The organism is Photobacterium ganghwense (genome assembly GCF_017329545.1).
GTDB lineage: Bacteria > Pseudomonadota > Gammaproteobacteria > Enterobacterales > Vibrionaceae > Photobacterium > Photobacterium ganghwense.
In genome coordinates this window covers 1,965,453-1,987,733 of the sequence record NZ_CP071325.1, presented here as the reverse complement: position 1 = coordinate 1,987,733, position 22,281 = coordinate 1,965,453, and the positions used below count along the sequence as shown (strand labels likewise).

General features: G+C 51.1%; 18 protein-coding genes. 12 read left to right on the top strand and 6 right to left on the bottom strand.

The genetic code is table 11. From position 1 onward, the window contains the following. Positions 1-207 precede the first annotated feature (207 nt). A complete protein-coding gene (gene efpL / locus FH974_RS09110; protein WP_047885725.1) occupies positions 208-777 on the bottom strand; it encodes an elongation factor P-like protein EfpL in 570 nt (189 codons plus the stop codon). A gap of 196 nt (positions 778-973) precedes the next feature. Between efpL and FH974_RS09105 the strand changes: the two genes are divergently transcribed. Beyond that, on the top strand, positions 974-1,750 hold the full coding sequence (locus FH974_RS09105; RefSeq protein ID WP_207103221.1) for a nucleotidyltransferase domain-containing protein: 777 nt from the start codon (positions 974-976) through the stop codon (positions 1,748-1,750). Positions 1,751-1,756: 6 nt separating this feature from the next. After that, complete coding sequence (locus tag FH974_RS09100) at positions 1,757-4,153, top strand: DNA polymerase II (RefSeq protein ID WP_047885633.1); 2,397 nt, start codon at positions 1,757-1,759, stop codon at positions 4,151-4,153. A 48-nt stretch (positions 4,154-4,201) separates the two neighbouring features. Here FH974_RS09100 and FH974_RS09095 read toward each other — a convergent pair whose 3' ends face one another. Beyond that, entirely contained in the window at positions 4,202-4,516 is a 315-nt protein-coding gene (locus tag FH974_RS09095) for a hypothetical protein (RefSeq protein WP_047885632.1), read from the bottom strand. Positions 4,517-4,813: 297 nt separating this feature from the next. Between FH974_RS09095 and FH974_RS09090 the strand changes: the two genes are divergently transcribed. Beyond that, positions 4,814-5,068 (top strand): DUF1289 domain-containing protein, encoded by a 255-nt coding sequence (locus FH974_RS09090; protein ID WP_047885631.1) that lies wholly within the window; start codon positions 4,814-4,816, stop codon positions 5,066-5,068. 148 nt (positions 5,069-5,216) lie between these two features. Here the strand turns inward: FH974_RS09090 and rplY are convergent, their stop codons facing one another. Then, positions 5,217-5,495, bottom strand: a complete 279-nt coding sequence (gene rplY, locus FH974_RS09085) for a 50S ribosomal protein L25 (protein WP_047885630.1) — start codon at positions 5,493-5,495, stop codon at positions 5,217-5,219. Positions 5,496-5,886: 391 nt separating this feature from the next. Between rplY and FH974_RS09080 the strand changes: the two genes are divergently transcribed. Beyond that, entirely contained in the window at positions 5,887-8,055 is a 2,169-nt protein-coding gene (locus FH974_RS09080) for a TonB-dependent hemoglobin/transferrin/lactoferrin family receptor (RefSeq protein ID WP_207103220.1), read from the top strand. A gap of 122 nt (positions 8,056-8,177) precedes the next feature. Here the strand turns inward: FH974_RS09080 and radD are convergent, their stop codons facing one another. Together radD and FH974_RS09070 are read right to left on the bottom strand one after the other, a co-directional pair. Further along, positions 8,178-9,923 carry a DNA repair helicase RadD gene (radD, locus tag FH974_RS09075; RefSeq protein WP_207103219.1) on the bottom strand — a complete coding sequence of 582 codons (1,746 nt, stop codon included), beginning with the start codon at positions 9,921-9,923 and terminating at the stop codon, positions 8,178-8,180. 239 nt (positions 9,924-10,162) lie between these two features. Next, positions 10,163-10,657 carry a GNAT family N-acetyltransferase gene (locus tag FH974_RS09070; RefSeq protein WP_207103218.1) on the bottom strand — a complete coding sequence of 165 codons (495 nt, stop codon included), beginning with the start codon at positions 10,655-10,657 and terminating at the stop codon, positions 10,163-10,165. Positions 10,658-10,981: 324 nt separating this feature from the next. On the opposite strand from FH974_RS09070, the gene rsuA reads away from it, so the two are divergent. The 5 genes from rsuA (at position 10,982) to FH974_RS09045 (ending at position 16,125) form a co-directional block, all read left to right on the top strand. Beyond that, the gene (gene rsuA, locus FH974_RS09065) at positions 10,982-11,674 is read left to right on the top strand and encodes a 16S rRNA pseudouridine(516) synthase RsuA (protein ID WP_047885628.1); all 693 of its coding nucleotides are present in this window, start codon (positions 10,982-10,984) and stop codon (positions 11,672-11,674) included. A 343-nt stretch (positions 11,675-12,017) separates the two neighbouring features. Continuing rightward, positions 12,018-12,404, top strand: a complete 387-nt coding sequence (locus FH974_RS09060) for a hypothetical protein (protein ID WP_157038323.1) — start codon at positions 12,018-12,020, stop codon at positions 12,402-12,404. Positions 12,405-12,542: 138 nt separating this feature from the next. Continuing rightward, a complete protein-coding gene (locus tag FH974_RS09055; protein ID WP_207103217.1) occupies positions 12,543-14,048 on the top strand; it encodes a PepSY-associated TM helix domain-containing protein in 1,506 nt (501 codons plus the stop codon). A gap of 188 nt (positions 14,049-14,236) precedes the next feature. After that, positions 14,237-15,427: a Bcr/CflA family multidrug efflux MFS transporter gene (locus FH974_RS09050; RefSeq protein ID WP_207103216.1), complete on the top strand. Its 1,191-nt coding sequence runs from the start codon at positions 14,237-14,239 to the stop codon at positions 15,425-15,427. A gap of 8 nt (positions 15,428-15,435) precedes the next feature. After that, a complete protein-coding gene (locus FH974_RS09045; RefSeq protein ID WP_207103215.1) occupies positions 15,436-16,125 on the top strand; it encodes a DUF2913 family protein in 690 nt (229 codons plus the stop codon). Positions 16,126-16,288: 163 nt separating this feature from the next. On the opposite strand, the gene FH974_RS09040 is transcribed toward FH974_RS09045, so the two are convergent. Further along, entirely contained in the window at positions 16,289-17,749 is a 1,461-nt protein-coding gene (locus tag FH974_RS09040; RefSeq protein ID WP_207103214.1) for a DUF2867 domain-containing protein, read from the bottom strand. A 293-nt stretch (positions 17,750-18,042) separates the two neighbouring features. Here FH974_RS09040 and FH974_RS09035 point away from each other — a divergent pair, with 293 nt between their 5' ends. The 3 genes from FH974_RS09035 to FH974_RS09025 are packed head-to-tail and all read left to right on the top strand — an operon-like array spanning position 18,043 to position 22,266. Next, complete coding sequence (locus FH974_RS09035) at positions 18,043-18,714, top strand: ABC transporter ATP-binding protein (protein WP_207103213.1); 672 nt, start codon at positions 18,043-18,045, stop codon at positions 18,712-18,714. Then, positions 18,695-21,151, top strand: coding sequence for an ABC transporter permease (locus FH974_RS09030; protein WP_047885622.1), 2,457 nt, complete (start codon positions 18,695-18,697; stop codon positions 21,149-21,151). Before FH974_RS09035 ends, FH974_RS09030 begins: the two co-directional genes overlap by 20 nt. Beyond that, positions 21,151-22,266, top strand: coding sequence for a lipocalin-like domain-containing protein (locus FH974_RS09025; RefSeq protein ID WP_207103212.1), 1,116 nt, complete (start codon positions 21,151-21,153; stop codon positions 22,264-22,266). Before FH974_RS09030 ends, FH974_RS09025 begins: the two co-directional genes overlap by 1 nt. Positions 22,267-22,281: the final 15 nt, after the last annotated feature.

Sequence of the window (22,281 nt, the reverse complement as noted above, 5' to 3'; positions counted from 1 at the left end):
ATACCATCTCTGAATACCAGCGTTTGCGGGCGGGCAGGGGGGATTTAATCCAGGCCATCAACAATCAGGGTATGTTTTCCTGGCAAGCCTGTTTGGTATAAACCAGGCGGCTTTGGCGAGAGGGTAAAGATTGAATCCCTGAGGTTTGGCCAAACAAAAAGGACAAGCCGAAGCTTATCCTTTCAAAGGTCAGCAGGAGCAAGACAATTAGTCTGCTCGGCTCATGAAGCGGCGTTCCTGAACGTTGATTTTAACTTTTTCGCCGGTTGAGATGTACTCAGGTACCTGAACAGTCAGACCTGTTGTAAAACGGGCTGGCTTGGTACGAGCAGACGCAGATGCGCCTTTGATTGACGGATCAGTTTCGTTGATCACCATCTCAACGGTTGCAGGCAGTTCCAGGCCAACTGGTTTACCATCAGCAACCAGTACGCTCAGTCCCTGAATTTCTTCAGTGATAAACAGCAGTTCGTCTTCAATGTCTTCTTCGTTGAAGCTGTACTGACTGAAATCTTCTACATCCATAAAGATGTATTCGCTACCGTCAACGTAAGAGAACGTCACTTGGTGACGGGACAGGTCGACAGTGTCCAGAACATCATCGCCTTTGAAACGCTCTTCAACTTTCAGGCCGGTAGCCACGTCACGAAAGCGCATTTTGTAAAGGGTAGCTGCGCCTCGAGCACTCGGACTCTGAACATCAATATCTTTAACAAGCAACAATTTACCGTTGTACTGTACAGCGGCCCCTTTCTTAATATCACTCGCTTTTGGCATGGATTTGATCTTTCTGTGAGATAAAAAACGGAAATTACCACGGAAAGGCAGCAACACCAACATTTTCATGATGGGTATGATGGGGAAACCAAAAATTTTGTCTCCGGTAACTGCGACTAAGCGGGGATTTACGTTAAACAGACACGGATGAAACCGTTATAATTCGCAGGTTGACTGATCGCTATAAGGGCCAGCTGTGACACGTGTTTTACCTGTTCTCGATAATCGTTTTGCACTTCAACCGGAATTTCAGCCTGTTGTCAGCGGGATTCTCCATCAACTTAAAGCGGGGCTGGCTGTGCATCTGCACAGCGTGTATCTCGCAGGCAGTATTGCCAGAGGAGATGGACACCCCGGACAATCTGATCTGAATCTGACGCTGGTGCTGCACCGGCCCCTTACCGCAGCCCAATTGAGTACGCTGGATGTCATTGAACGACGCACCGCCCACTTATACGGCTCGGTGATTCGAGGGCTGGATATCCAGTGGGTGACGCTGGACGACGTTCTGGGTCTGGATGGGATATTCCGTTGGGGGTTCTGGTTGAAGCACGGGTGCCGGTGTCTGTCGGGCGATGATCTGTCATCCCGATTCGGCCAATTTGAGGCCAGTTGGGACATCGCCAAAATGCAAAACGGTGATTTGCGCGAGCAACTAGAAAATTACCGACGCCGCATTATGGCGACCCGGGTGGTAGCCCAGTATCTTGATGACTGCCGTTCTGTTGCCAAAAAAATGGTCTGGAGCTGTTTTTCATTGGTGTTTCATCGAGAACGACGCTTGGCATTGTCTGTTGAGCAGGCCGCCGAGATGTTTTTGGGTTACTACCCGGAAAAAAAGACCGAGATTGAACGTCTATTTGTTCTGATTTCCGGCACTCAGGTGCCAAAAAAAGCAACTCTTTTCATGATTACTGACTTTGGCGGCTGGATTGTGGCTGAGTTTGATAAGATTGATAGAAAGATAGGTTAAGCCGTCATGGCTGCTGAGGTTTCATTGCTTATTCAATCAAAAGGCTTTGTGCTGACACGTCAGAGTCGCGATGTTCGCGGTACGACAGAAATCACCTTATGGGTAAGTACCGATGACGGTCCGGCAAAGCTGGTAGTGCAGGGGGATAAGCCGGTGTGCTTCATTCGCCAGCAGGATCAGGCTCAGGCAGAACAGCTGTTACGTCAGGCTGGGATTGCCGCTGACTGGAAATCGTTGCCGATGAAAAATTTTCGGCATGAACCGATGACCGCGTGTTATTGCACCTCTGTCAAAGACAGCTTACAGGTCAGTCAGTATCTGACTCCGGAAGGCATTGAAGCGTATGAGGCAGATATCCGTCTCGCAGACCGCTTTTTGATGGAGCGTTTTATTCGCGGCGGCATCGCGTTCAGCGGCGTTAAACAGCAGCGGAATGGTTATCAGGATTTCACCCAGGTAAAAGCAAAGAGCGCTGACTACAAGCCGGTTTTATCTGTGGTGTCACTGGATATCGAATGTTCAGAAAAAGGCGTGCTGTACTCCGTCGGGTTGCATAGTAACACTGACAGCCGGGTCATCATGGTCGGTAATCCGGAAGAGGTGAAAGAGGCTGCGCCGTGGATTGAATGGGTTGAGTCAGAAAAGGCTTTGTTACTGGCGCTGGAAACTTGGTTTGAACAGTTTGACCCGGATATTGTTATCGGTTGGAACGTGATTGATTTCGACTTCCGCCTGCTGTTGCGTCGTGCTGAATGGAATGGGTTGAGCTTGCGGATCGGACGAGGCAGACAAACGCCGCACTGGCGGCAGTCTACCCAAAATCCGCAACAAGGGTTTCTGACGCTTCCCGGTCGGGTTGTGCTCGACGGTATTGATACCCTCAAAACGGCCACTTACAACTTTCGTTCCTGGTCGCTGGAGTCGGTCTCCCGTGAACTGCTGGGCGAGGGCAAGGCGATCCATAACGCCCATGACCGTATGGCGGAAATTAACCACATGTATCGTCATGACAAGCTGTCGCTGGCGCGATACAACTTGCAGGACTGTAAGCTGGTTTCACGTATTTTCGAGCATACCCACCTGCTGGATTTTGCCATTGAACGCAGTCGGTTGACCGGGGTAGAACTGGACCGGGTCGGTGGCTCGGTAGCCGCGTTTACCAATTTGTATTTGCCGCAGTTGCACCGTGCCGGGTATGTCGCCCCCAATCTGGAAAGCGAGAACTGGATTGCCAGCCCCGGTGGCTACGTTATGGACTCCAAACCGGGGTTGTACCAGTCGGTACTGGTACTCGATTTTAAGTCGCTGTACCCGTCCATTATCCGTTCTTTTCGGATTGACCCTCTCGGGCTGGTGGAGGGACTCTTGCTGAAAGAAGGCAAGGAAGATGATCAGGCCATTGCCGGATTCCGGGGCGGCCGTTTTCACCGTAAGCGCCACTTCCTGCCGCAAATGATTGAAGAGTTATGGGCTGCCCGTGATCAGGCCAAGCGGGAAGGTGAGAAGGCGTTTTCTCAGGCCCTGAAAATCATTATGAACTCCTTTTATGGCGTGCTGGGCTCGTCCGGTTGCCGATTCTTTGATCATCGCCTGGCATCTTCCATCACCATGCGTGGGCATGAAATCATGAAGACAACTCGTGAGCTGATTGAGGCTAAGGGCTATGAAGTGATTTACGGGGACACGGACTCGACCTTCGTCTCACTGAAAACAGCGCACAGTGCTAAGCAAGCCGACACCATCGGGAAAGAGTTGGTTGCCTATATCAACCAATGGTGGCGGGATCATTTGCGTGAAACCTATAACCTGGAATCCGCACTGGAGCTGGAATACGAGACTCATTATCACCAGTTTCTTATGCCGACCATTCGGGGGCAGGAGACTGGCAGTAAGAAACGTTATGCCGGGCTGGTGGTGAAAGGGGATCAGGAAGAGATCGTATTTAAAGGGCTGGAAACCGTCAGGACAGACTGGACGGCACTGGCTCAGAATTTCCAGCAGGCCCTGTACCATAAGGTGTTTCACGCCCAGGATGTGGAAGACTACGTCAGACAATATGTGGAGGATACCCGTAGCGGCAAGCACGATGCGTTGCTGGTTTATCGCAAAAGGTTACGACGTAACTTATCTGAATATCAGAAAAATGTGCCACCTCATGTCAGGGCCGCCCGTATGGCAGATGAAGTGAACCAGAAAGCAGGGCGGTCATTACAGTACCAGAATGGTGGCTGGATTGAGTATGTGATTACGCTGAACGGTCCCGAACCGATAGAAGCCCAGCAGAGCCCGATTGACTACGAGCACTATGTTGATAAGCAACTTAAGCCGGTCGCTGATGGTATTTTGCCATTTATCGGTAAGTATTTTGAAGAGATCACAGCGCCGCAATTAGGGCTGTTTTGAAAAACGCGCCAGATGGCGCGTTTTTAGTAACCAGTAACGAGTCAGTGACTAGTGGCTGAAAAACTCTACATGTTGCACGGCCGATTTAGACGCCAGAATCGGGTCAAATTTGATGGCACCACGGTTAGGGGTACAAATTTTGTAAACCTCGCCGCAGTCATAAATTGCGAGAACTGTTTCGTCGTTTCGGAAAATTGCCGGTAACGGCTTACCGATTTCGCATTGGCAGACTTTTCCTTCATGTCGCCATTCGAGTTTGTAGACGCGTTGTTGTTGTGCTGGCGCCTGAATGTGTTTGGCAATCGAGGTGAATACCGCTTCGGCTTGCTGTGGGTCAGATGCAGATGGTACAAAAAAATCCATGGCTCCCTCCTTAAAATCAGCGTTCTCACTAAGATCAATGAACCATTCATCGGTCTTTTGTGGGATGAGTAGTGATTGGCTCCTTCCAGATAACCTCGTAAACAGTAGCAGAATTATTGTTAGTCTTGCAAGTTGGGTCTTTTCCCCGCTTTTCTCTGGCAATTGATCCTAATCCAAGCGGAAGAATGTAAAGTGGACGGTATGTTAGTTAATGAAGTGTTAACCGGTTGGAGAAAAAGCCAATAGCGATTATTATCAGAAAGACTGATGAAATCATGGCCGCCGAAGGAGGGGGAGATGGAACAATTAGACTTCTTTACCGTTCCCAGCCCGTGTGTCGGTGTTTGCCAGGCAAATAATCGGGGTTATTGCAAAGGGTGTTTCCGTTCTCGTGATGAGCGGTTTCACTGGCAAAATCTGACGAATGAGCAGAAACGCAATGTGATTCGGTTATGTCGGCAACGTTATCAACGAGTCTTGAAAGCCAGACAACAGCAAGATGCAGGTCAGTCCGTTCAGGATCATGACTCCCCTCAACAAGATCTGTTTTGAAAATAGCCACACGGCTAATCGGCAGGGGCGAGTGAGGAAGCCAGCACTGAACGCTTTCTTCATCAATTTTTCATCGATGAGTTTGCGTTTCGATCAGGTATAAAAAAAGCGCCCAATGGGCGCTTTTTTTCGCAATAGACAACCGCAATTAGATGCGTTTGAAGTCCATGTGCTCAACTTTTGGCTTGTACGGGTGACGTTGGATGTCCTGAGGCTTAACCTGAACTTCTTTACCGTCGATAACCAGAGTAATTGCTTCGTAGAACTCAGGCTTATCCATTTGGTTGATCACTGAGTCGTGCTCCAGAACGATTGCTACTGGCGCTTCTTCACCACCGTAAACGATAGCTGGGAATTTTTTAGCGTGACGCAGGCGGCGGCTCGCACCTTTACCTAGGTCAGTACGTACTTCTGCTTCAAATTTCATCTTAAAGTCTCTTTAAGTTGTCTAATAAGGACATCGCATAATGCGACCTTACGCGATGTCATAAATTGAGCGCGGATATTAGCAGTGTTCGGTACAGGCGGCAAGGGGAAATGTCATTTGTTTTCACTAACTACTGAGATGTTAAGCGGATTGCTGCTTTATTGTGTTGCTATTATCCGGCAGAGCTCAGCAAGACAAGAATGATAACCGTACTACCCCTAGACTAGCCATCGTTTTTATGAAAAGTCGGTATAGCTGAAAGTGAGACCTTGTGTGCAATAAATTCTGAAAATTGATCCTGATCACAATGCAAATGATAGTAATTATCGTTTTTATTTGTGATAATTTATCAAATGTTGTTTTTGATAATGATTTCAATAAGCAGGAAACTATGACAAACAAGCTCACTTTGATCGCCAGCTCAGTCATTCTGGCAATCTCTCCTTCACTGCAGGCAAAAGAAAATGTGTCTGTGTTTGATGAAGTCGTTGTATCGGGTACTCGTTCTGAACAAAGTATTAAGAATGTACCGAGCAGCGTGTCAAAAGTTACAGCGGAGGAGATGGAGCAGAATCTGGCCACAGACATTACCCAAGCGGTGAAGTATGAGCCGGGGGTGCAGGTGAATGGCAGAGGTCGCTTTGGCATGCAGGATTTCACCATCCGCGGCATGAGCGGCAACCGTGTCAAAGTGTTGCTGGATGGCGTAGAGCAGCCTTCCTCTTATAACCCGGGTGCTGACGCAATGCGTAAAAACTCGAACGGGTTTGATGTTGATACCCTGACAGCGATTGAAATCAATAAAGGGCCGTCTTCAACCCTTTACGGAAGCGATGCGCTGGGTGGTACCGTGTATATGCGTACGAAGAAACCGGAGGATATGCTGCAAGCGGGTGACGATACGCATGTGGGCGTTAAAACTGGCTATGCCAGTGCTAACGATGAGTATAAAGCCACAGTGGAGCTGGCAAACCGTACCGGCGATCTGGAATCAATGGTTATTTATACTTACCGCAATGGTCATGAGACAGAAGTACACGGCGATGGTGCTGATGTGATTGGCGAGCAGCGTGGGGCGGCGAACCCATTTAGCTACGATTCTCACAATGTGCTGGGTAAACTGTTTTATCAGCTCAACGAAAATCACCGTGTCGGCCTGACAGGGGAATTTAATACCAAGAGCCAGGATGGTCGGAATCTGTCACAGGAAGGCTATGATGGCGGCATGGGTATGATGCCGGGCTTCGTTTACACCAACGTGCATTTTGATGATAAAGATGACCGCTATCGCGTAGGTCTGGAGCACGAGTGGCTGGCAAACAACGTTGTCTTTGATACGTTGAAATGGCAGTTGAGTTGGTCGGAAAGCGAAACCGAACACCATAACTTCGATCACACTGGTCGTTACGGCAACCGCGATCGTCTGCGAAAAGGCAAAGATGACAGCCTGCAGTTTGATCTTCAGATGCAGAAAGAACTGCAGCTAAGCCGTAGCCGTCACGAACTGACTTACGGCATCGCAGCTTCTGACGCCAGTTTTGACCTTGATTATACTGACTACTTCTTGGATCGCGGCACATTATCGCCGGGTTCATCTGAAGTCCCTAAGTCTGATTCCGAGAAGCGCGCAGTTTTTGTTCAGGACCAGATTTTCCTGATGGATGACCAGATGGTGGTTACTGCGGGGCTGCGTTATGACGATTTTAAAGCCAAGCCGCAAGGTGATTCTGGCCTGAAGGAACACAATAGTGACAAACTGACGTCCCGCCTTGGGGCGGTTTATCACTGGACAGATAATTTCAGCACCTATGCGCAATATAGCGAAGGTTTCCGCTCTCCGACAATTTACGAACTGTACTACGCCAAAGACAATGCGGCACACGGCTACAAACTGGAAGCCAACCCTGACCTGAAACCAGAAGAGAGCCAGTCTTACGAAATTGGTCTGCGCGGGAACAACCGCTATGGTGCAGTTGAAATGTCGTTCTTCTATAACGACTACAAGAACTTCATTAAGAGTCAAACCAATGACGTGGGTGGCATTGATATCACGAAAAATGAAAACATCGATAAAGCCCGTATTTATGGCTCAGAACTGAAGGGCAGCCTGTGGCTGGATGAAGCCTTTGGTGCGCCGATGGGAACCTATGCCCGTCTGGCGATGACTTACATGGATGGGGAAAATAAAGAAACCGGCGATACCCTGGACACCGTGGCGCCGTTTATTGCAGTCGTTGGTCTAGGTTACGATGCGCCAAGCGAAATGTGGGGCGGGGCACTGACGGTTACCGCGGCGGATCGTAAAGACGAATGGGAACGTTCTGATGCAGGTCAAAAGCCGAATGTGGATGCTCCGGGCTATGCGGTGGTTGACCTGACCACTTACTATCGTCCCACCAATGATCTGACGCTACGTGCGGGCCTCTTTAATGCCTTTGATAAGAAATACTGGCAGTACCAGAATCTTGCGGGTGACTCTACGGCAACCGAACAGGGCAAACTGGACCGTCAGACGGAAGCTGGCCGTAACTGGGGGGTTACTGTGGACTACGCGTTTTAACTGGCACAAAAGGTAAATCGTCGAAAGCGATAAGACGAAAGTTATCAGTCCAAAGCCATAAACAGAAGGCCGCATTAATATGCGGCCTTTTCGTTTTAGTTTTGTATTTTTTAGTTTCAGCATCAGGCTTTCTGGTACTGATCCAGATCGAACAGCTTGTCTCTGATCGCCCAGAAGCGACCATTTTTGCGGGCAATCACCACTTCGGGCGGCCTCAGGCGGTGCTCATTATTGGCCACTTTGGTGGGAGCCGTATCGGTAAACGGACGGTGGCGGTCGACCAGATGCGGGTTAATAAATTTGCGCAGGAATTCGTCTTTTTGCCCTTTGGTCGATAAGGTCCAGACTTCGCTGATTTCCGCCCCTTCATCACTGACATAAATCACTTTCAGTTGTGGTTTGCCAAACTTGTTCTTGCCGGGTTCAAGGCGCAAATCGGTGCATTTCATGATCATCGCGTCTTTGAGTTTCAGGGCATCCCGCAGTTTTTTATCCGGGTCGACCATTACGGCATCACAGACATGGCAGCGTCGGGCGGCGATGTCGTTGTCGGCACCGCACTCTTCGCAGTATTTAGCCCGGAAACGGTAACCACATTCTTCTCGTTCGCCGGTGTCATCATCTTCAAAATACCCCTGGCAGCGACGACCATAATGCTCGAGCAGGAACCCTGCCGCGTCTAATTTACCCCAGAAGCTATTATTGAAGCCGCAGGCGGGGCAGGGCACCATAATCACTTCGCTGTCACTGTCCGGTTTGGGATCGCCGACTTCCGGCTGATAAAGGTCATAACAGTTACCTGCGTATTCCAGCACCAGGCAGTCCTTTTTACCTTCGAACAAGCGAAGGCCGCGTCCGACAATTTGCTGGTACAGGCTTATGGACTCTGTCGGACGCAGAATCGCAATCAAATCCACGTGCGGCGCGTCGAATCCGGTGGTGAGCACCGATACATTCACCAGATATTTCAGTTTCTGTTGCTTGAAGTCATCGATGATGCGATCCCGCTCATCTTGCGGAGTGTCACCTACCACCAGAGCGGCCTGTTCATTGGCCAGATAGCCCATTATTTCCTTGGCGTGGTTGACGGTAGAAGCAAAAATCATCACCCCCCGACGATCTTTCGCATAGTCGATGACTTGATCAATGATCATCGGAGTGGCACGGCCCGACTGTTCGATAACGCTGTCCAGATCTGCTTCCCGGAACCGCCCGTTATTGGCCGGTTTCAGGCTCGAGAAGTCGTAGCCGATAACGGCCATGTCCATGACTTTGGGTTCGGTGAGAAAGCCTTCATCCAACAGGTAGCGGATTGGCAGCTCAAAAATGCAATCTCGGAAGAATCTGTCCTGCTCGGTTCGAACCTGACCCCGGGTATGGTATTTGTAAATCCAGCCCATCCCAAGTCGGTATGGGGTGGCGGTTAATCCGAGAATTTTGATGCCGGGGTTAATATCCTGCACATGCTTGATTACCCGGCGATACGCACTGTTTTCGTCATCCGGAACCCGGTGACACTCGTCAATAACCAGCAGCGAAAACTCGTTCGCAAACTGATCCAGACTGTTAACCATCGATTGTACAGACGCAAATACCACCTTCTGATCCGTTTCTTTGCGGCCCAGGCCCGCCGAGAAAATGGAGGCTTTCAGGCCATAGCTTTCATATTTGGCATGGTTTTGCTCAACCAGCTCTTTGACGTGGGTCAGAACCAGTACCCGGCCGCGTGCAATACGAGCCAGTTCGGCAACAACCAGGCTTTTACCTGCACCGGTTGGCAGAGCCAGCACGGCTGGGGTGCTGTTCTTTCGGAAATAATGGATGGTCGCGTTAACGCTGTCTTGTTGGTATGGGCGAAGAGTGTACATAGTTGAAAACAAGGGTCAGTCCGGCAGAGCGGGACAATCAATGAGAGTAAATCTGGTGAAGCGACAGTGTACAGACTGTGGCACCAATTAGCGAGCCGGAGAAGAGATGAGGGAGCCGCAGGGATTAGAGAGCTGAGATTCGTAAGCCGATATTAGCGTGAAAAAATGGTACAGAGGAGGAACTGGGGAAATCACCACAAGTGAAGCAGGCCCTGTGTACATACAGGGCCTGAAACGTTTTAAGAAGCAAGATTTAGCGGCATTTCAGCTGGCTTAAGAACCTTGGTCATCATGCAGAACTGACGACGCGGTACAAAACCGTGTTTTTCATAGAACTTACGGGCACCGCTGTTACCAATGTTAACCTCTAGCGACAGGGCATTGACCCCTGCAGAAGCAACATGCTGTTCAACCTGTGGGATTAGCTCGGTACCAATCCCTTGTTGGCGCCATTCCGGTTTAAGGTAGAACTGGTCAATCAGGCCTATACGGCCGCCATGTTCCAGGCTAAAGCTGAAGCTGATAATAATATGTCCGGCGATGAATTTTTCACCGTCAACGTCCACTTCAATAAACCAAGCCTGGCCAAGCTCAGGGTTGTTCAGCAACTGTTGAATAGCGTGCTGGGTTTGCTCTTTTTTCTGAGGCAGCACTTCATATTCAAACAATTCGCCAACAAGCTTAAGCAGCATATCCATTGAGGACAGACTTGGCGCAACAAGTGAAATCTTCATAGTTTGACCTTTGCAGTTGAGCTCCATCATGTTTGATGAATCGGTATTACATCCTGTTATACGTAACCATCTTCCGACACGTCCACTGATTCAGACCACAAAAACCCAAAAATGTTCTAGTTTATGAGCTTAGTTGGAAAATGCATTTGTAACGGGTTTCAGGTTAGCACTGAAAATCTACTTTGCCCAAAAGGGATACCTGTAAGCAATGAACAGTGCTCATTTAATGATGTGATTCCATTTTAGCCCATTTTCCATGACCAGGATGTTATGCGCTGACGGATGTTGGTAGAATACGCGTTTTTGTACCATCTGGAGCCCCTCATGAGGCTTGATAAATTTCTGTGCACCACACTGGGCATTACCCGAAAAGAAGCGGGTAAGCTGCTAAAAGATAAACAGGTTGAAGTCAATGGCGAAGTCGTGAAGAACGGCGCGCTGAAAGTGACGGATGATTGCGATGTCGAATTCAACGGGCGTTCACTCCGTTTTGAAGGGCCGCGTTATTTTATGCTGAACAAGCCATCCGGTTTTGTCTGTTCACATGTCGATGACTACAACCCGACCGTTTTTGTGTTGCTGGATGAAGTCAGCCCGGAGAAACTGCATGTTGCAGGCCGTCTTGACGGTGATACCACCGGTCTGGTGCTGTTGACTGATGATGGTCAGTGGTCTCACCGTATTACATCCCCACGCCATGTGTGTGAGAAAGTGTACTACGTTGAACTGGCTGATCCGATTGCCGAAGAGGTAATTGAACAGTTTGCACAAGGCGTTCAGCTGCGTGGCGAAAAAGAACTGACCCGCCCGGCGAAATTGGAAATTCTGGGTGAGCGTGAAGCGGTGATTACCATCTCTGAAGGTAAATACCACCAGGTGAAGCGTATGTTTGCTGCGGTAGGAAACAAGGTTGAAGCCTTGCACCGTGAAAAAATCGGCGCTGTCGAGCTGGATGACGATCTGGAACCGGGTGAGTACCGTCCGCTGACCGACGAAGAGATCGCTGCTTTTCTTTGATGTCCTCTGATTTCTTTTAATCTGCGTTCACGAGCGTGGGTTAAACATGATGAATATATGGCTCTTAGCATTAAATCTGCGTAAGTAGAGGCTGAGAGTCTGTTTTTCTACTTGGCCCGGTCAGGGTGCCACATCATTCAGTTTTTATTTTTACTCTCTCACTTCTTCACTTCTTCACTTCTTCGCATTTCCACCGAACAATCAGACAAGAAAAGTCGTGTCCTGGCTACATGCTTATGGGACGCCTGATTTCCTGTTAACAATGTCACTAATTTCTTACATTTGGTTGTAAACAGTATCCAATCTTTTTACTATCTCGTCCCTATCTTCGTTACGAATACTTATGCAACAGGGAACGATGCAACCGAGAACGCCTTATATCAGAACGATGTTTCTGGCCAGCCTGCTGAGCTGGTTTGTGCTCGTTGCTATGCCGGTTGTCAACGCCCATAACCAACCTGTTGGTGTGTGGGCTTCTCTCTGTACCTTAAGTGGCTTCAAGTTGGTGAAACTGGCTGACGGGCAAACCCAGCAGTTCCAGCATGACACCCACGGGCAATGTCCCATTGGTTTATTCAGTTTGGCTCATGCTGATGACCGATGGCTTGACCCTGGTGTTAAGCATCAGGAACTGGCCCCGTACCGGTATCACTTTACTCCCCAAGGCTGGGAGTATGCCTTTTTTATCACCCGAGCCCCGCCGGTCGTCATCACATCATCTTTCAGCTAAGCCTGAACTTCTCTCAATAAAATAAAAAATCAGACACATTCATCATCGACTTCGTTGCTGATGCGACTTCTTATCGCGCAGTAGGCGGAGCCGTTTTTTGTTGTGCGTTTAAAAAAGCAGCTTTGTAAAGGAAATACCATGAACACTTCTCAGTGTCAGGTCACTGCATCTGACATTCAGTCGCCCCTGTCTCAACGCCGGGCATTTTATCGGACGGCATGGCGCTGGCATTTTTACGCCGGATTGTATGTCGCGCCGTTTCTTATCATGCTGGCGATTACCGGTTTGATGATGATGTATGCCGGCACCCTTGAAAATTACCGCTATCAGAACCTGTTACATGTAGAATCTGCCGGGCAGAGAATATCGGTTAGCCAGCAACTGGAGGTGGTTCGCCAGCAGTTTCCTGAGGCAACCATCAAGCAATACCTCCCGCCGAAAACCCCTGAGGATGTCAGCCGTTTTGCCGTTGTGACCCAACAGGGCGAAGGGCTGTTTGTCACGGTAAACCCTTATCAGGCGCAGGTGCTCGGCAGTATCCCGCGTGACAACACCATGTATCAGTTGGCGAATGATATTCACGGCACACTCCTCATTGGTGAAACCGGAGATCGTCTGATTGAACTGGCCGCCAGCTTCGGGGTGATCTTGCTGGTCAGCGGGTTGTACCTGTGGTGGCCACGCGACAATGCCAGCCGCGCAGGGATGTTCCGGCTACGTTTGGGGCAGGGCAAGCGAACCTTCTGGCGAGACGCTCACGCCAATGTCGGGGTAGTAACGGGAGTGTTCCTGCTGTTGTTTTTACTCTCCGGCCTTTCCTGGTCGGGTGTATGGGGCAGTAAAATGGTTCAGGCATGGAACAGTTTTCCTGCCGGGGTCTTTGGTGATGCGCCGTTGTCGGATGTTACCCATGCGGCAATGAATCACGGTGAAGCGGAAGAGGTGCCGTGGAACCTTGAGCAAACGCCTATGCCCATGTCCGTTATCACTGAGGAAGAGATGACCGAGACGGCAGCCGACACGGCGAATGCGGCCAGCCATCATGCAGGTCATCATATGATGACATCAGTACCGGCTCGTCCGCTGCAACAGGGTATCGTCGGCAACGTCAACATTGACAGCGTGACGGCTTTTGCCCGTCAGGAAGGGTTCACGAACTACCGTCTGAATCTGCCGCAGAGCGCAACCGGTGTTTACACCATCATGGCCAGTACCATGGGGAAAGACATTACCGACGCCACGCAGGATCGCACCATGCATATTGATCAATACAGCGGCAAGGTGCTGGCTGATGTGAAATATGCTGACTACACCGCGATGGCGAAAACAATGGCATGGGGAATTGCCCTGCATGAGGGCGATATGGGGTATGCAAATAAAGCGGTGAACACGGTATTGTGTCTGTCCTTTGTTCTGATCAGCCTGAGCGGCATTGTGATGTGGTGGTTACGTCGCCCGAAAGGCAAGCTGAGTCTGTCACCTCCGCCAGCACCTAATGATCCGGCACTCTGGAAAGGCGCAATGGTAGTGATCGCTGTACTTGGTGTTTGTTTTCCGCTTGCAGGCCTGGCGATTGTGACGGTTCTGGTGCTGGACTGGCTGGTTATCTCGCGTGTTGCGCCATTATCGAGATTGCTCGGTTGATTAACCGATCGTCACGGAATAACTGTTCTAATGTAATAAGCAAGCCCCGAGCCGGGGCTTGCTTGTTTTTATACCTGTGATCAAGATCAATTCATCAGAAACTTATCATTTCCTATTAGGAAAGAGTGAAATGATGAAATTCATCGTACAATAGCTCTCTTTTTCCTCATCTTCTGCATTGAGATTTTATGACCACATCCGACAGCCCTAGGCTGAGTTTTCAAATGATTCTGATCCTGGGGGCGATAGCAGCGCTGACGCCGCTGGCGATTGATATGTATCTGCCGGCGATGCCGAGCATTGCCAGAGATCTCGGGGTTGTACCCGGTGCTGTGCAGGTAACTCTGACGGCCTATACTGCTGGCTTTGCGATTGGTCAGTTATTACACGGACCTTTGGCAGACAGCTACGGGCGACGTCCGGTACTGATGATCGGGGTGTTGCTGTTCGCTGCGGCGGCAGTGGTCAGTGCGCTCAGTCAGGATATTACTCAGCTGACATGGGTACGTGCTGCTCAGGGTTTTGCCGGAGCGGCTGCTGCGGTCATTATTCAGGCGCTGGTGCGGGATATGTTTGAGCGGGAAGAGTTTGCCCGCACCATGTCGTTTATCACCCTGGTCATGACGATTGCGCCGCTTGCTGCCCCGATGATCGGTGGCTATCTGTCGATATGGCTGGGCTGGCGTTCTATTTTCTGGGTGTTGGCACTGTTTGCCGTCATCATCATTCTGGCGGTGCTGGGAAAAGTACCCGAAACCCTGCCGGTAGAAAAACGCCTGCCGTTTCATCTCGGCGCCAGTTTGCGGAACTATGCCCGGATGCTGGTGACACCAGAAGCCGTCGGTCTGATCTTCAGCAGCGGTTTCTCGTTTGCCGGGATGTTTACTTTCCTGACGGTCGGCTCATTCGTTTATATCGATCTGTATCAGGTCAGCACTGAAAACTTTGGTTTGCTGTTTGGCCTTAACATTGTCTGCCTGATTCTGATGACCAGCCTGAATGGCCGTCTGGTACGCAAAAAAGGGTCGCACTGGATGCTGCGTTTTGGTCTGGGGGTTCAATTGATCGCCGGAGCAGGGCTGGTTATCGGTCAGGTGTTTGATCTGGGGCTGTGGGGCGTTGTTGTGCCGGTGATGCTGTATGTTGGTACTATTTCGATCATCGGAAGTAACACCATGGCGTGCTTGCTGGCGAAGTATCCGCACATGGCGGGAACAGCGTCTTCACTGGCGGGCACAATGCGATTTGGTACCGGTTCGGTTATTGGTAGTCTGGTTGCAGCCATGCCGGATGCGACAGCGTGGCCAATGGCATTGACCATGGCGTTATGTGCAGTATTATCTGCGGGCTTTTATTGGTTATTTTCCCGAAACGCATAAGGAAACACATGGCTGTATATATTGAGGAGCTCAGCAAGCTGGTCTCCGACGGGTTAAACGAACTGGCGGAAGCCATCCGCAGCGGTAAAACGCCGAATAACCCGGTGAGTGAAACGCATTTTCTCAGTGCTTGGGTGACCAAGGCGATCAAACAGCAGCGCTATGATCACAGTGTTGCCACAACACTAGTGAGCTGGCAGAAACAGGCACGCAGTCAGGGCACAAAGGCCCAGATGAAGCAGCAGTTTCAGCAGATTCAGGCCACTTATGCCGGTGTGCCGCGCCAAAAGGGTGACGAGGCAGAACAGGCGGTTGAAGAGAAGGCCGCTGACATTACGCGTTCACAACTGACAGGGCTGTATGCGTCTCTGACCGAAAAAGACTGGCTGGTCACGACGGAATATGAGGTCAACCGCAAGGTGACGCATCATACCGACGGTCAGGCATCGCTGGTAGTGTGTGCGACTCAGTCGAAACTGGCATTTGACGGTGACACAGCCGACAGCTTGATGGTAAAACCCCTGTCGCTGTTTGTTCGTGGCGATGTGCGTGAGCTGGTTGAAGTGGCGTATCAGCACGGCCTGTTGCTGTTTAAAGTGACCGATTATAAATCCATCGTGAAATATCACGGTGAGTACATTTTGTATCCGCGCAATGCCGGGCCATCCATTCCTGAGATTCCGGTTCAGCACCAGTAACCCGATGAAAACGAGCCTCTGAGAGGCTCGTTTTTTTTCGCGCAGGCTTTTTTGTCTTGCATCTTTGCTTGGAGTATCGCTTTTTTCAGGGAATCAGTGAGTGGGCATCGCCGCTATGGAATTTTTTTTGTATGCCTTCGAGCTTAACCAGAAGGTGAGAAGTTCAGATGGTTTCCGTTTTGCCTTCCTGCGCTGTGGCCTTACAGCGTTTAACCACAGCGTGCGTCATGCCGCGGAAAATGAACAGGTGGGCCGGCATCATGGCAAACCAGTACAGTAACCCGGAAAACCCTGCCGGGTGCCACCAGGCGCGAATATCCAACGTACGGTGATCGCCATGATCATCAATGGTAAATTCGAGCCGTCCCAGCCCTGGAGCTTTCATGCCAAACAGCAGGGAAAGGAAGCGGCCTGGCTCTATGTTGATGACTTTCCAGGAATCGACCTTGTCTCCCAGTTTCAAGTTTTCCGGATCCCGCCGATAGCGTTTCAGCGCATCACCACCGATACACCAGTCCATCCATTCCCGAATCCGCCACAATATGTTGGCAAAAAAATACCCTTCTTTGCCTCCGACAAGTTGTACTTGACGCCATAGCTGCTCGGCTGTCGCATCGGTTTTTAAGGTGTAGCCCGCCTGCTTGGCGTAATAGCCGTAACCGGGTTGCCAGCGGGCGAGGGCATCGGGATCGAACCCCCAAATTTCGCTGCGTACGACTTCGGTTTCATGACTGAGTGATTCATCAACAGCTTCGTCGTAACTGAGCAGACGTTGTGGGATCAGCGACTGTATGGCTGAACCGTCTGCTTTAAGATCCAGACTGATCCCGCCAATTAAGGCTCTGGCGATGTTGGTCGGAACTGACGTGACAAAACGCAGCCAGAGCGCGGCAAACTTCGGCGACAAAAAGGGCAGGGGCAGAATCCGCACTGTTTTACCGGCACGCTGACCGATTTTTCTCAACTGTGTGGCATAAGTCAGAGGTTCCGGACCGGCAATGTCCATGATCTGATGGCGGCAGGGGTTAAACTTCAGTAATGCCATCAGATAATAGAGCAGGTTTCGCAGCGCAATCGGCGAGTTATGGGTGTGCACCCAGTTCGGCGTGATCAGAACCGGGAAATGATAGACAAAGTCCCGCATCACTTCGAATGCGGCAGATCCCGGGCCAACGATAATGCCGGCTCGCAGTTCGGTAACTGGAATGCCACTTTCTCTGAGAATTTCGCCAGTCGCTTTGCGTGCGGCAAGGTGGGATGAGTGACCATCTTTCGGCTGCAATGCGCCCAAATAGATCACCCGTTTTACGGTACTTTGTTTTAGCGCCTGACTGAAATTTCGGGCAACATGCGCTTCGAAATCAATAAAGTCATGGCCGTGATTCATGCCATGTACCAGAAAGAAAACGATGTCAGTATTAGAAAGGAGTGTGTCGAGGTTGTCGGGGGTATCCAGATCCAGTTGGTGGATCTCAATGTTGTCGATTTCCTGCCAGCCTCGTTGTTCTAACAGTTTAATATTTCTTGCAGTGGCTTTAACGCGGTAACCGGCATTTACCAGTTCAGGAACAAGGTGGCTGCCAACGTATCCAGAAGCGCCAACAACCAAAATTGTTTGTCCCATAAGCCACTTACTCCTTGTGTCTGACTCTATTCACTGTAGTGGAAAAATGTGACAAGGGTTAGTTATTTGGGCCCAATAGGGTACAATTGAGAAAGAACACTTAGGGCAACCAAATAGCTAAGTGGCTTGTTTTTATGAATTTTTGACGGGAAGTGTATGAGATTTGGATAAATTGCGGTGAATTTGTTGAATAAATAACAAGAACCGCTGATTTTTCCCGATTCTCTTTTTACCCACACAGGGATTACAGTACATTCCCCCGTCAAATTGCTTTCCTGAATTTGGGGATACACATGCTACGACTGGTCAATCTTTGCAAAGGCTATCTGGATGGTGATGAATACCATTCTGTTTTGCAAGGGGCTGAGTTGGAATTAGACCAAGGTGAACAACTCGCACTCATGGGTGAAAGTGGTTCCGGCAAAAGTACGTTGCTGAATCTGATCGCCGGGCTGGATACCGCTGATGCCGGAGAAATCTGGCTCGGTGACCAGCCTATTCATGCTATCCCTGAGCGGGCCCGAACGGCGTTTCGTCGGAACAATATCGGCCTCGTTTTCCAGCAGTTTAATCTGCTGCCTACCTTAACTACGGCCGACAATATCCGTTTTTGTCGACAGCTGAAAGGGCTGGATGAAGATCCTGTGCTCTGGCGTCAGATTATTTCTGCACTAGATTTGATGCCGCTGCTGGGCCGTTATCCTGAGGAGATGTCCGGCGGTCAGCAACAGCGTACCGCGATTGCCCGTGCGTTATACATGGAACCGCAGATCCTGCTGGCCGATGAACCGACCGGCAGTCTGGATGAGCGAAATGCCGACGCAGTGATCCGCCTGCTGGTGCGTCTGACCAAACAGCTGGATTGCACGTTGCTGCTGGTGACCCACAGCCACAAAGTGGCCGATCACATGAATGGTTGTATTCGCCTTCAGGGAGGGCAGTTGCATGTCAAACCCCGTAGCTAAGGCGCTATGGGGGCACTACAAACGCCACCCCCTGCAAATAGTATTGGTCTGGTTTGGCCTGACACTGGGTATCGCACTGCTGGTGGGCGTTATGGGTGTCAACCAGCAGGCCAGAGAAAGCTACCGCGACGGTGAGCAACTGTTTTCCAATCCTTATCCCTACCGTATTCGCCATGCTCAGCCGTCCCTGAAAGTCCCGCAAGGGTTTTATATCCAGCTTCGCCGGGACGGGTTCAAACAGTGTGTACCTATGGATCAGATCCGGGTCGTCACTCAAGACGGACGCGATGTGGAAATCGTCGGGATCGATCCGGTCGCCTTGTTTAACGGTGCCTCTTTACTATCGTCACGTAATCAGAACCAGATCATGCAGCTGATGCAGCCGCCGTATCCCATCATGGTGGGGGCTCATCTGGCTAATTACATGGGCATCGAAGACGGCCAGCCCCTGACGCTGGAAAACGGGCGTCAGCTCGGGCCTGTTCATGTGGTGGATGAAGAGCGGATCAACGGCCCCCGTATGCTGGCGGACATGAGCCTGCTGCGCAGTATTCAGCCGGGCTCAGGCCTGACAGCTATCCTGTGCGGCAAGATGACACCGCAGGCACTACGCCGTCTGGAAAGTCAGTTGCCAATTGCCCTTAAGCTGGAAAAAGAAGAAGCGGCAGGATTGGAACCGCTTACCAATGCGTTTCACCTGAACCTGTTTGCGATGGGAATGCTGGCCTTTGTGGTCGGACTGTTCATTTTTTATCAGGCGATGTCGTTATCGCTGACGCAGCGCCAGCCGTTGGTAGGGCTGATGCGTCAGGCTGGGGTATCTTCTCTGCAACTGGCCAAAGCCCTGATTGTGGAATTGCTGGTCTGGATTGTGCTCGGGCTGGTGGGCGGAAATCTGCTGGGCCTGATGTTGGCCGAACAACTGCTGCCATCGGTCGCCGAGACATTGAACAATTTGTACGGTGCAAACGTCAGCCTGTCAGTCAGCTGGCACTGGGAATGGGGCGTTGCCTCGGTGCTGATTGCCTTGCTGGGTTGCCTGCTGGCCTGTGGCTGGCCGCTGATACGGTTGATTCGAACGCCGCCGGCACGACTGGCCACACATATGTCGTTGGTGCGTTTCAGCGGGCGTGAGTTTGCGATTCAGGCGCTGGTTTCCTGTTTGTTTGTGGTAGCGGCCTATGGTATTTATCAGCTGCCACATGGACAGCAGGCCGGGTTTGTTTTGATTGCCTGCATTCTGATTGCATCGGCATTAGGCATGCCTTATCTGTTGTGGCAACTGTTCCGGTTGCTGGGCGTTGTCGTCCGTTCGGCACGTCTGCGTTGGTTTTTCTCCGATGCCGCGGCCAGCCTCAGCTATCGGGGGGTAGCAGCAATGGCTTTCATGCTGGCTCTGGCTTCCAATATCGGGATGGAAACCATGACCGGCAGTTTCCGCCATACGACCAAGGTGTGGCTGGATCAGCGATTGGCGGCGGACATTTATGTGCGTCCATCGGCGAATGTAGCACCACGCATTGCCAGCTGGCTGGAAAAGCAGGAAGAAGTGGATCAGGTCTGGTGGCAATGGCGTCATACCATTCCTTCTGATTACGGCAAACTGCAGGTGGTCAGCGTAGGCGGCACCCAAGAAGAAAAAGCCGCGCTGGCCATTAAAGTCGCCATGCCGGAATACTGGCAGCGGCTGCATTATGGCCGGGCAATGCTGGTCAGTGAGTCGCTGGCCATTAAACATAACTGGGAACCGGGTCAGGTGATTGATATGCCTGCACCGCTGAACCAGAAATGGTTGATCGCGGGCGTGTATTACGACTACGGCAACCCGCATGGTCAGGTGATTATTCCGCACAAACGCTGGCAGCAGTTGTGGCCGCACCGTGGTCAGGTTGGGCTGGCTATTCATCTGCAGCCAGGGGCTGACACCATGAGCATGATGAAAAAGTTGGGGGAGACATTCCGTCTGCCACCTGAGCGGGTGCGCAACAATGCCGAGCTGATGGTACAGGCCATGCGGGTGTTCGACCGTACTTTTGTGGTCACGGCCACTTTGGGTAAGCTGACCCTGTTTGTCGCAGTCTGCGGTCTGTTTTTTGCGACGGTTGCCGGTGAGTTATCGCGTCAGCGCCAGTTTGCTCTGTTACGTTGCATGGGCATGACCGGACGCGAGTTAGCCTTGCTGGGCGGCGGCCAGTTGCTGCTGATCGGGGTGATGACCGCGCTGATTGCACTGCCGTTGGGGCTGATTCTGGCGCAGTTGCTGATTGATGTGGTGCTCAAATACTCGTTTGGCTGGACGATGCCGGTCGAATATTTTCCGGTCGACTACCTGATGTCATTGGGCTCCGCCTTGTTTGTCCTGTTGCTGGCCGGAGCCTGGCCGGTCTGGCGGTTGGTGAAGCGGTCAGCCATTCTGTCTTTGCGGGAGTCATTCTGATGCGCACACTATCAACCCTCAGCCTGCTGCCGGTATTTTTGCTGATGGCCGCCTGTCTGCTGACGCTGCAGGGGTGTGAGACGGAGTCCGACCCCGAAGATCAGGCTATTGTGATGCTCAGTCAGGAAAGTGGTGAGCAGTTTGCGCGAGTCGAACCGGGAGTCAGGCTGACATTTCCGCAGGATCACCTGCCACATCCGGAATTTCGCAATGAATGGTGGTATCTCACTGCGAACCTGAAAAGTGAAACCGGGGAAGAGTTTGGCTTGCAGTGGACGTTGTTCCGCAACGCCGTATCGACTCAACCGGGTAATGGCTGGCAGGATCCGCAACGTTATATGGCACATCTGGTGGTCACCGGTGAGAAGAAGCTCTGGGCGGCAGAACGCTTTGCCCGTGGCGGGATTGGTCAGGCCGGAGTCACCGGACGGCCGTTTCGTGCCTGGCTGGATAACTGGTTATGGTTGTCTCACAGCGACTCACCGTTTCCCTCGACACTGACCTTTGCTGACGGGGAGTCACCCAAGCCGGACATGGCGGGTAAGCTGGAGATCACGCAAACCGGCCCTTTAGTGCTGCAGGGCGTTCAAGGTTATAGCCGCAAACATGCTACTCAGCCGATCGCTTCTTACTATTACAGCGCGCCGTTTCTGACACTGAAGGGTGAACTGGAGCTGGACGGCAAACTTTACCACGTCGAAGGTAAGGGTTGGCTGGATCGGGAATGGAGCAGTGTCGGACTGTCAGACAGCCAGCTGGGCTGGGACTGGTTTGCGATTCACCTTGATGACGGTCGTGCCCTGATGCTGTACCAGATCAGGGAAAAAGATCACCGTCCGTATTATTTTGGCTCCCTCAGTTGGCCGGATGGGCGTACTCAGGGGCTGAAGCCGGAAGATATTAAGCTGTCGCCCGTGTCTTTTACGACTAACGATGAGGGACACAGTTACCCTCACGCCTGGTACATTGAGCTACCTGCTTATCAAATACAACTGAAAGTGGATACTGTCCGCAAGGAACAATGGTTGCCGTTTATCTTTTCATACTGGGAAGGACCTGTGAAAGTAACGGGCAGCCATTCAGGACAAGGATATATGGAACTGACCGGCTATTAATGCCGGCACGCCGTA

Excerpts from the sequence above, each read along its gene's own strand:
- FH974_RS09045 (WP_207103215.1), top strand. The coding sequence starts at position 15,436 with ATGGCTGTATATATTGAGGAGCTCAGCAAGCTGGTCTCCGACGGGTTA.
- FH974_RS09100 (WP_047885633.1), top strand. The coding sequence starts at position 1,757 with ATGGCTGCTGAGGTTTCATTGCTTATTCAATCAAAAGGCTTTGTGCTG.
- FH974_RS09060 (WP_157038323.1), top strand. The coding sequence starts at position 12,018 with ATGCAACAGGGAACGATGCAACCGAGAACGCCTTATATCAGAACGATG.
- FH974_RS09030 (WP_047885622.1), top strand. The coding sequence starts at position 18,695 with ATGTCAAACCCCGTAGCTAAGGCGCTATGGGGGCACTACAAACGCCAC.
- rsuA (WP_047885628.1), top strand. The coding sequence starts at position 10,982 with ATGAGGCTTGATAAATTTCTGTGCACCACACTGGGCATTACCCGAAAA.
- FH974_RS09025 (WP_207103212.1), top strand. The coding sequence starts at position 21,151 with ATGCGCACACTATCAACCCTCAGCCTGCTGCCGGTATTTTTGCTGATG.
- FH974_RS09090 (WP_047885631.1), top strand. The coding sequence starts at position 4,814 with ATGGAACAATTAGACTTCTTTACCGTTCCCAGCCCGTGTGTCGGTGTT.
- radD (WP_207103219.1), bottom strand. The coding sequence starts at position 9,923 with ATGTACACTCTTCGCCCATACCAACAAGACAGCGTTAACGCGACCATC.
- FH974_RS09055 (WP_207103217.1), top strand. The coding sequence starts at position 12,543 with ATGAACACTTCTCAGTGTCAGGTCACTGCATCTGACATTCAGTCGCCC.
- FH974_RS09050 (WP_207103216.1), top strand. The coding sequence starts at position 14,237 with ATGACCACATCCGACAGCCCTAGGCTGAGTTTTCAAATGATTCTGATC.
- FH974_RS09040 (WP_207103214.1), bottom strand. The coding sequence starts at position 17,749 with ATGGGACAAACAATTTTGGTTGTTGGCGCTTCTGGATACGTTGGCAGC.
- FH974_RS09080 (WP_207103220.1), top strand. The coding sequence starts at position 5,887 with ATGACAAACAAGCTCACTTTGATCGCCAGCTCAGTCATTCTGGCAATC.
- FH974_RS09095 (WP_047885632.1), bottom strand. The coding sequence starts at position 4,516 with ATGGATTTTTTTGTACCATCTGCATCTGACCCACAGCAAGCCGAAGCG.
- FH974_RS09035 (WP_207103213.1), top strand. The coding sequence starts at position 18,043 with ATGCTACGACTGGTCAATCTTTGCAAAGGCTATCTGGATGGTGATGAA.
- rplY (WP_047885630.1), bottom strand. The coding sequence starts at position 5,495 with ATGAAATTTGAAGCAGAAGTACGTACTGACCTAGGTAAAGGTGCGAGC.
- FH974_RS09070 (WP_207103218.1), bottom strand. The coding sequence starts at position 10,657 with ATGAAGATTTCACTTGTTGCGCCAAGTCTGTCCTCAATGGATATGCTG.
- efpL (WP_047885725.1), bottom strand. The coding sequence starts at position 777 with ATGCCAAAAGCGAGTGATATTAAGAAAGGGGCCGCTGTACAGTACAAC.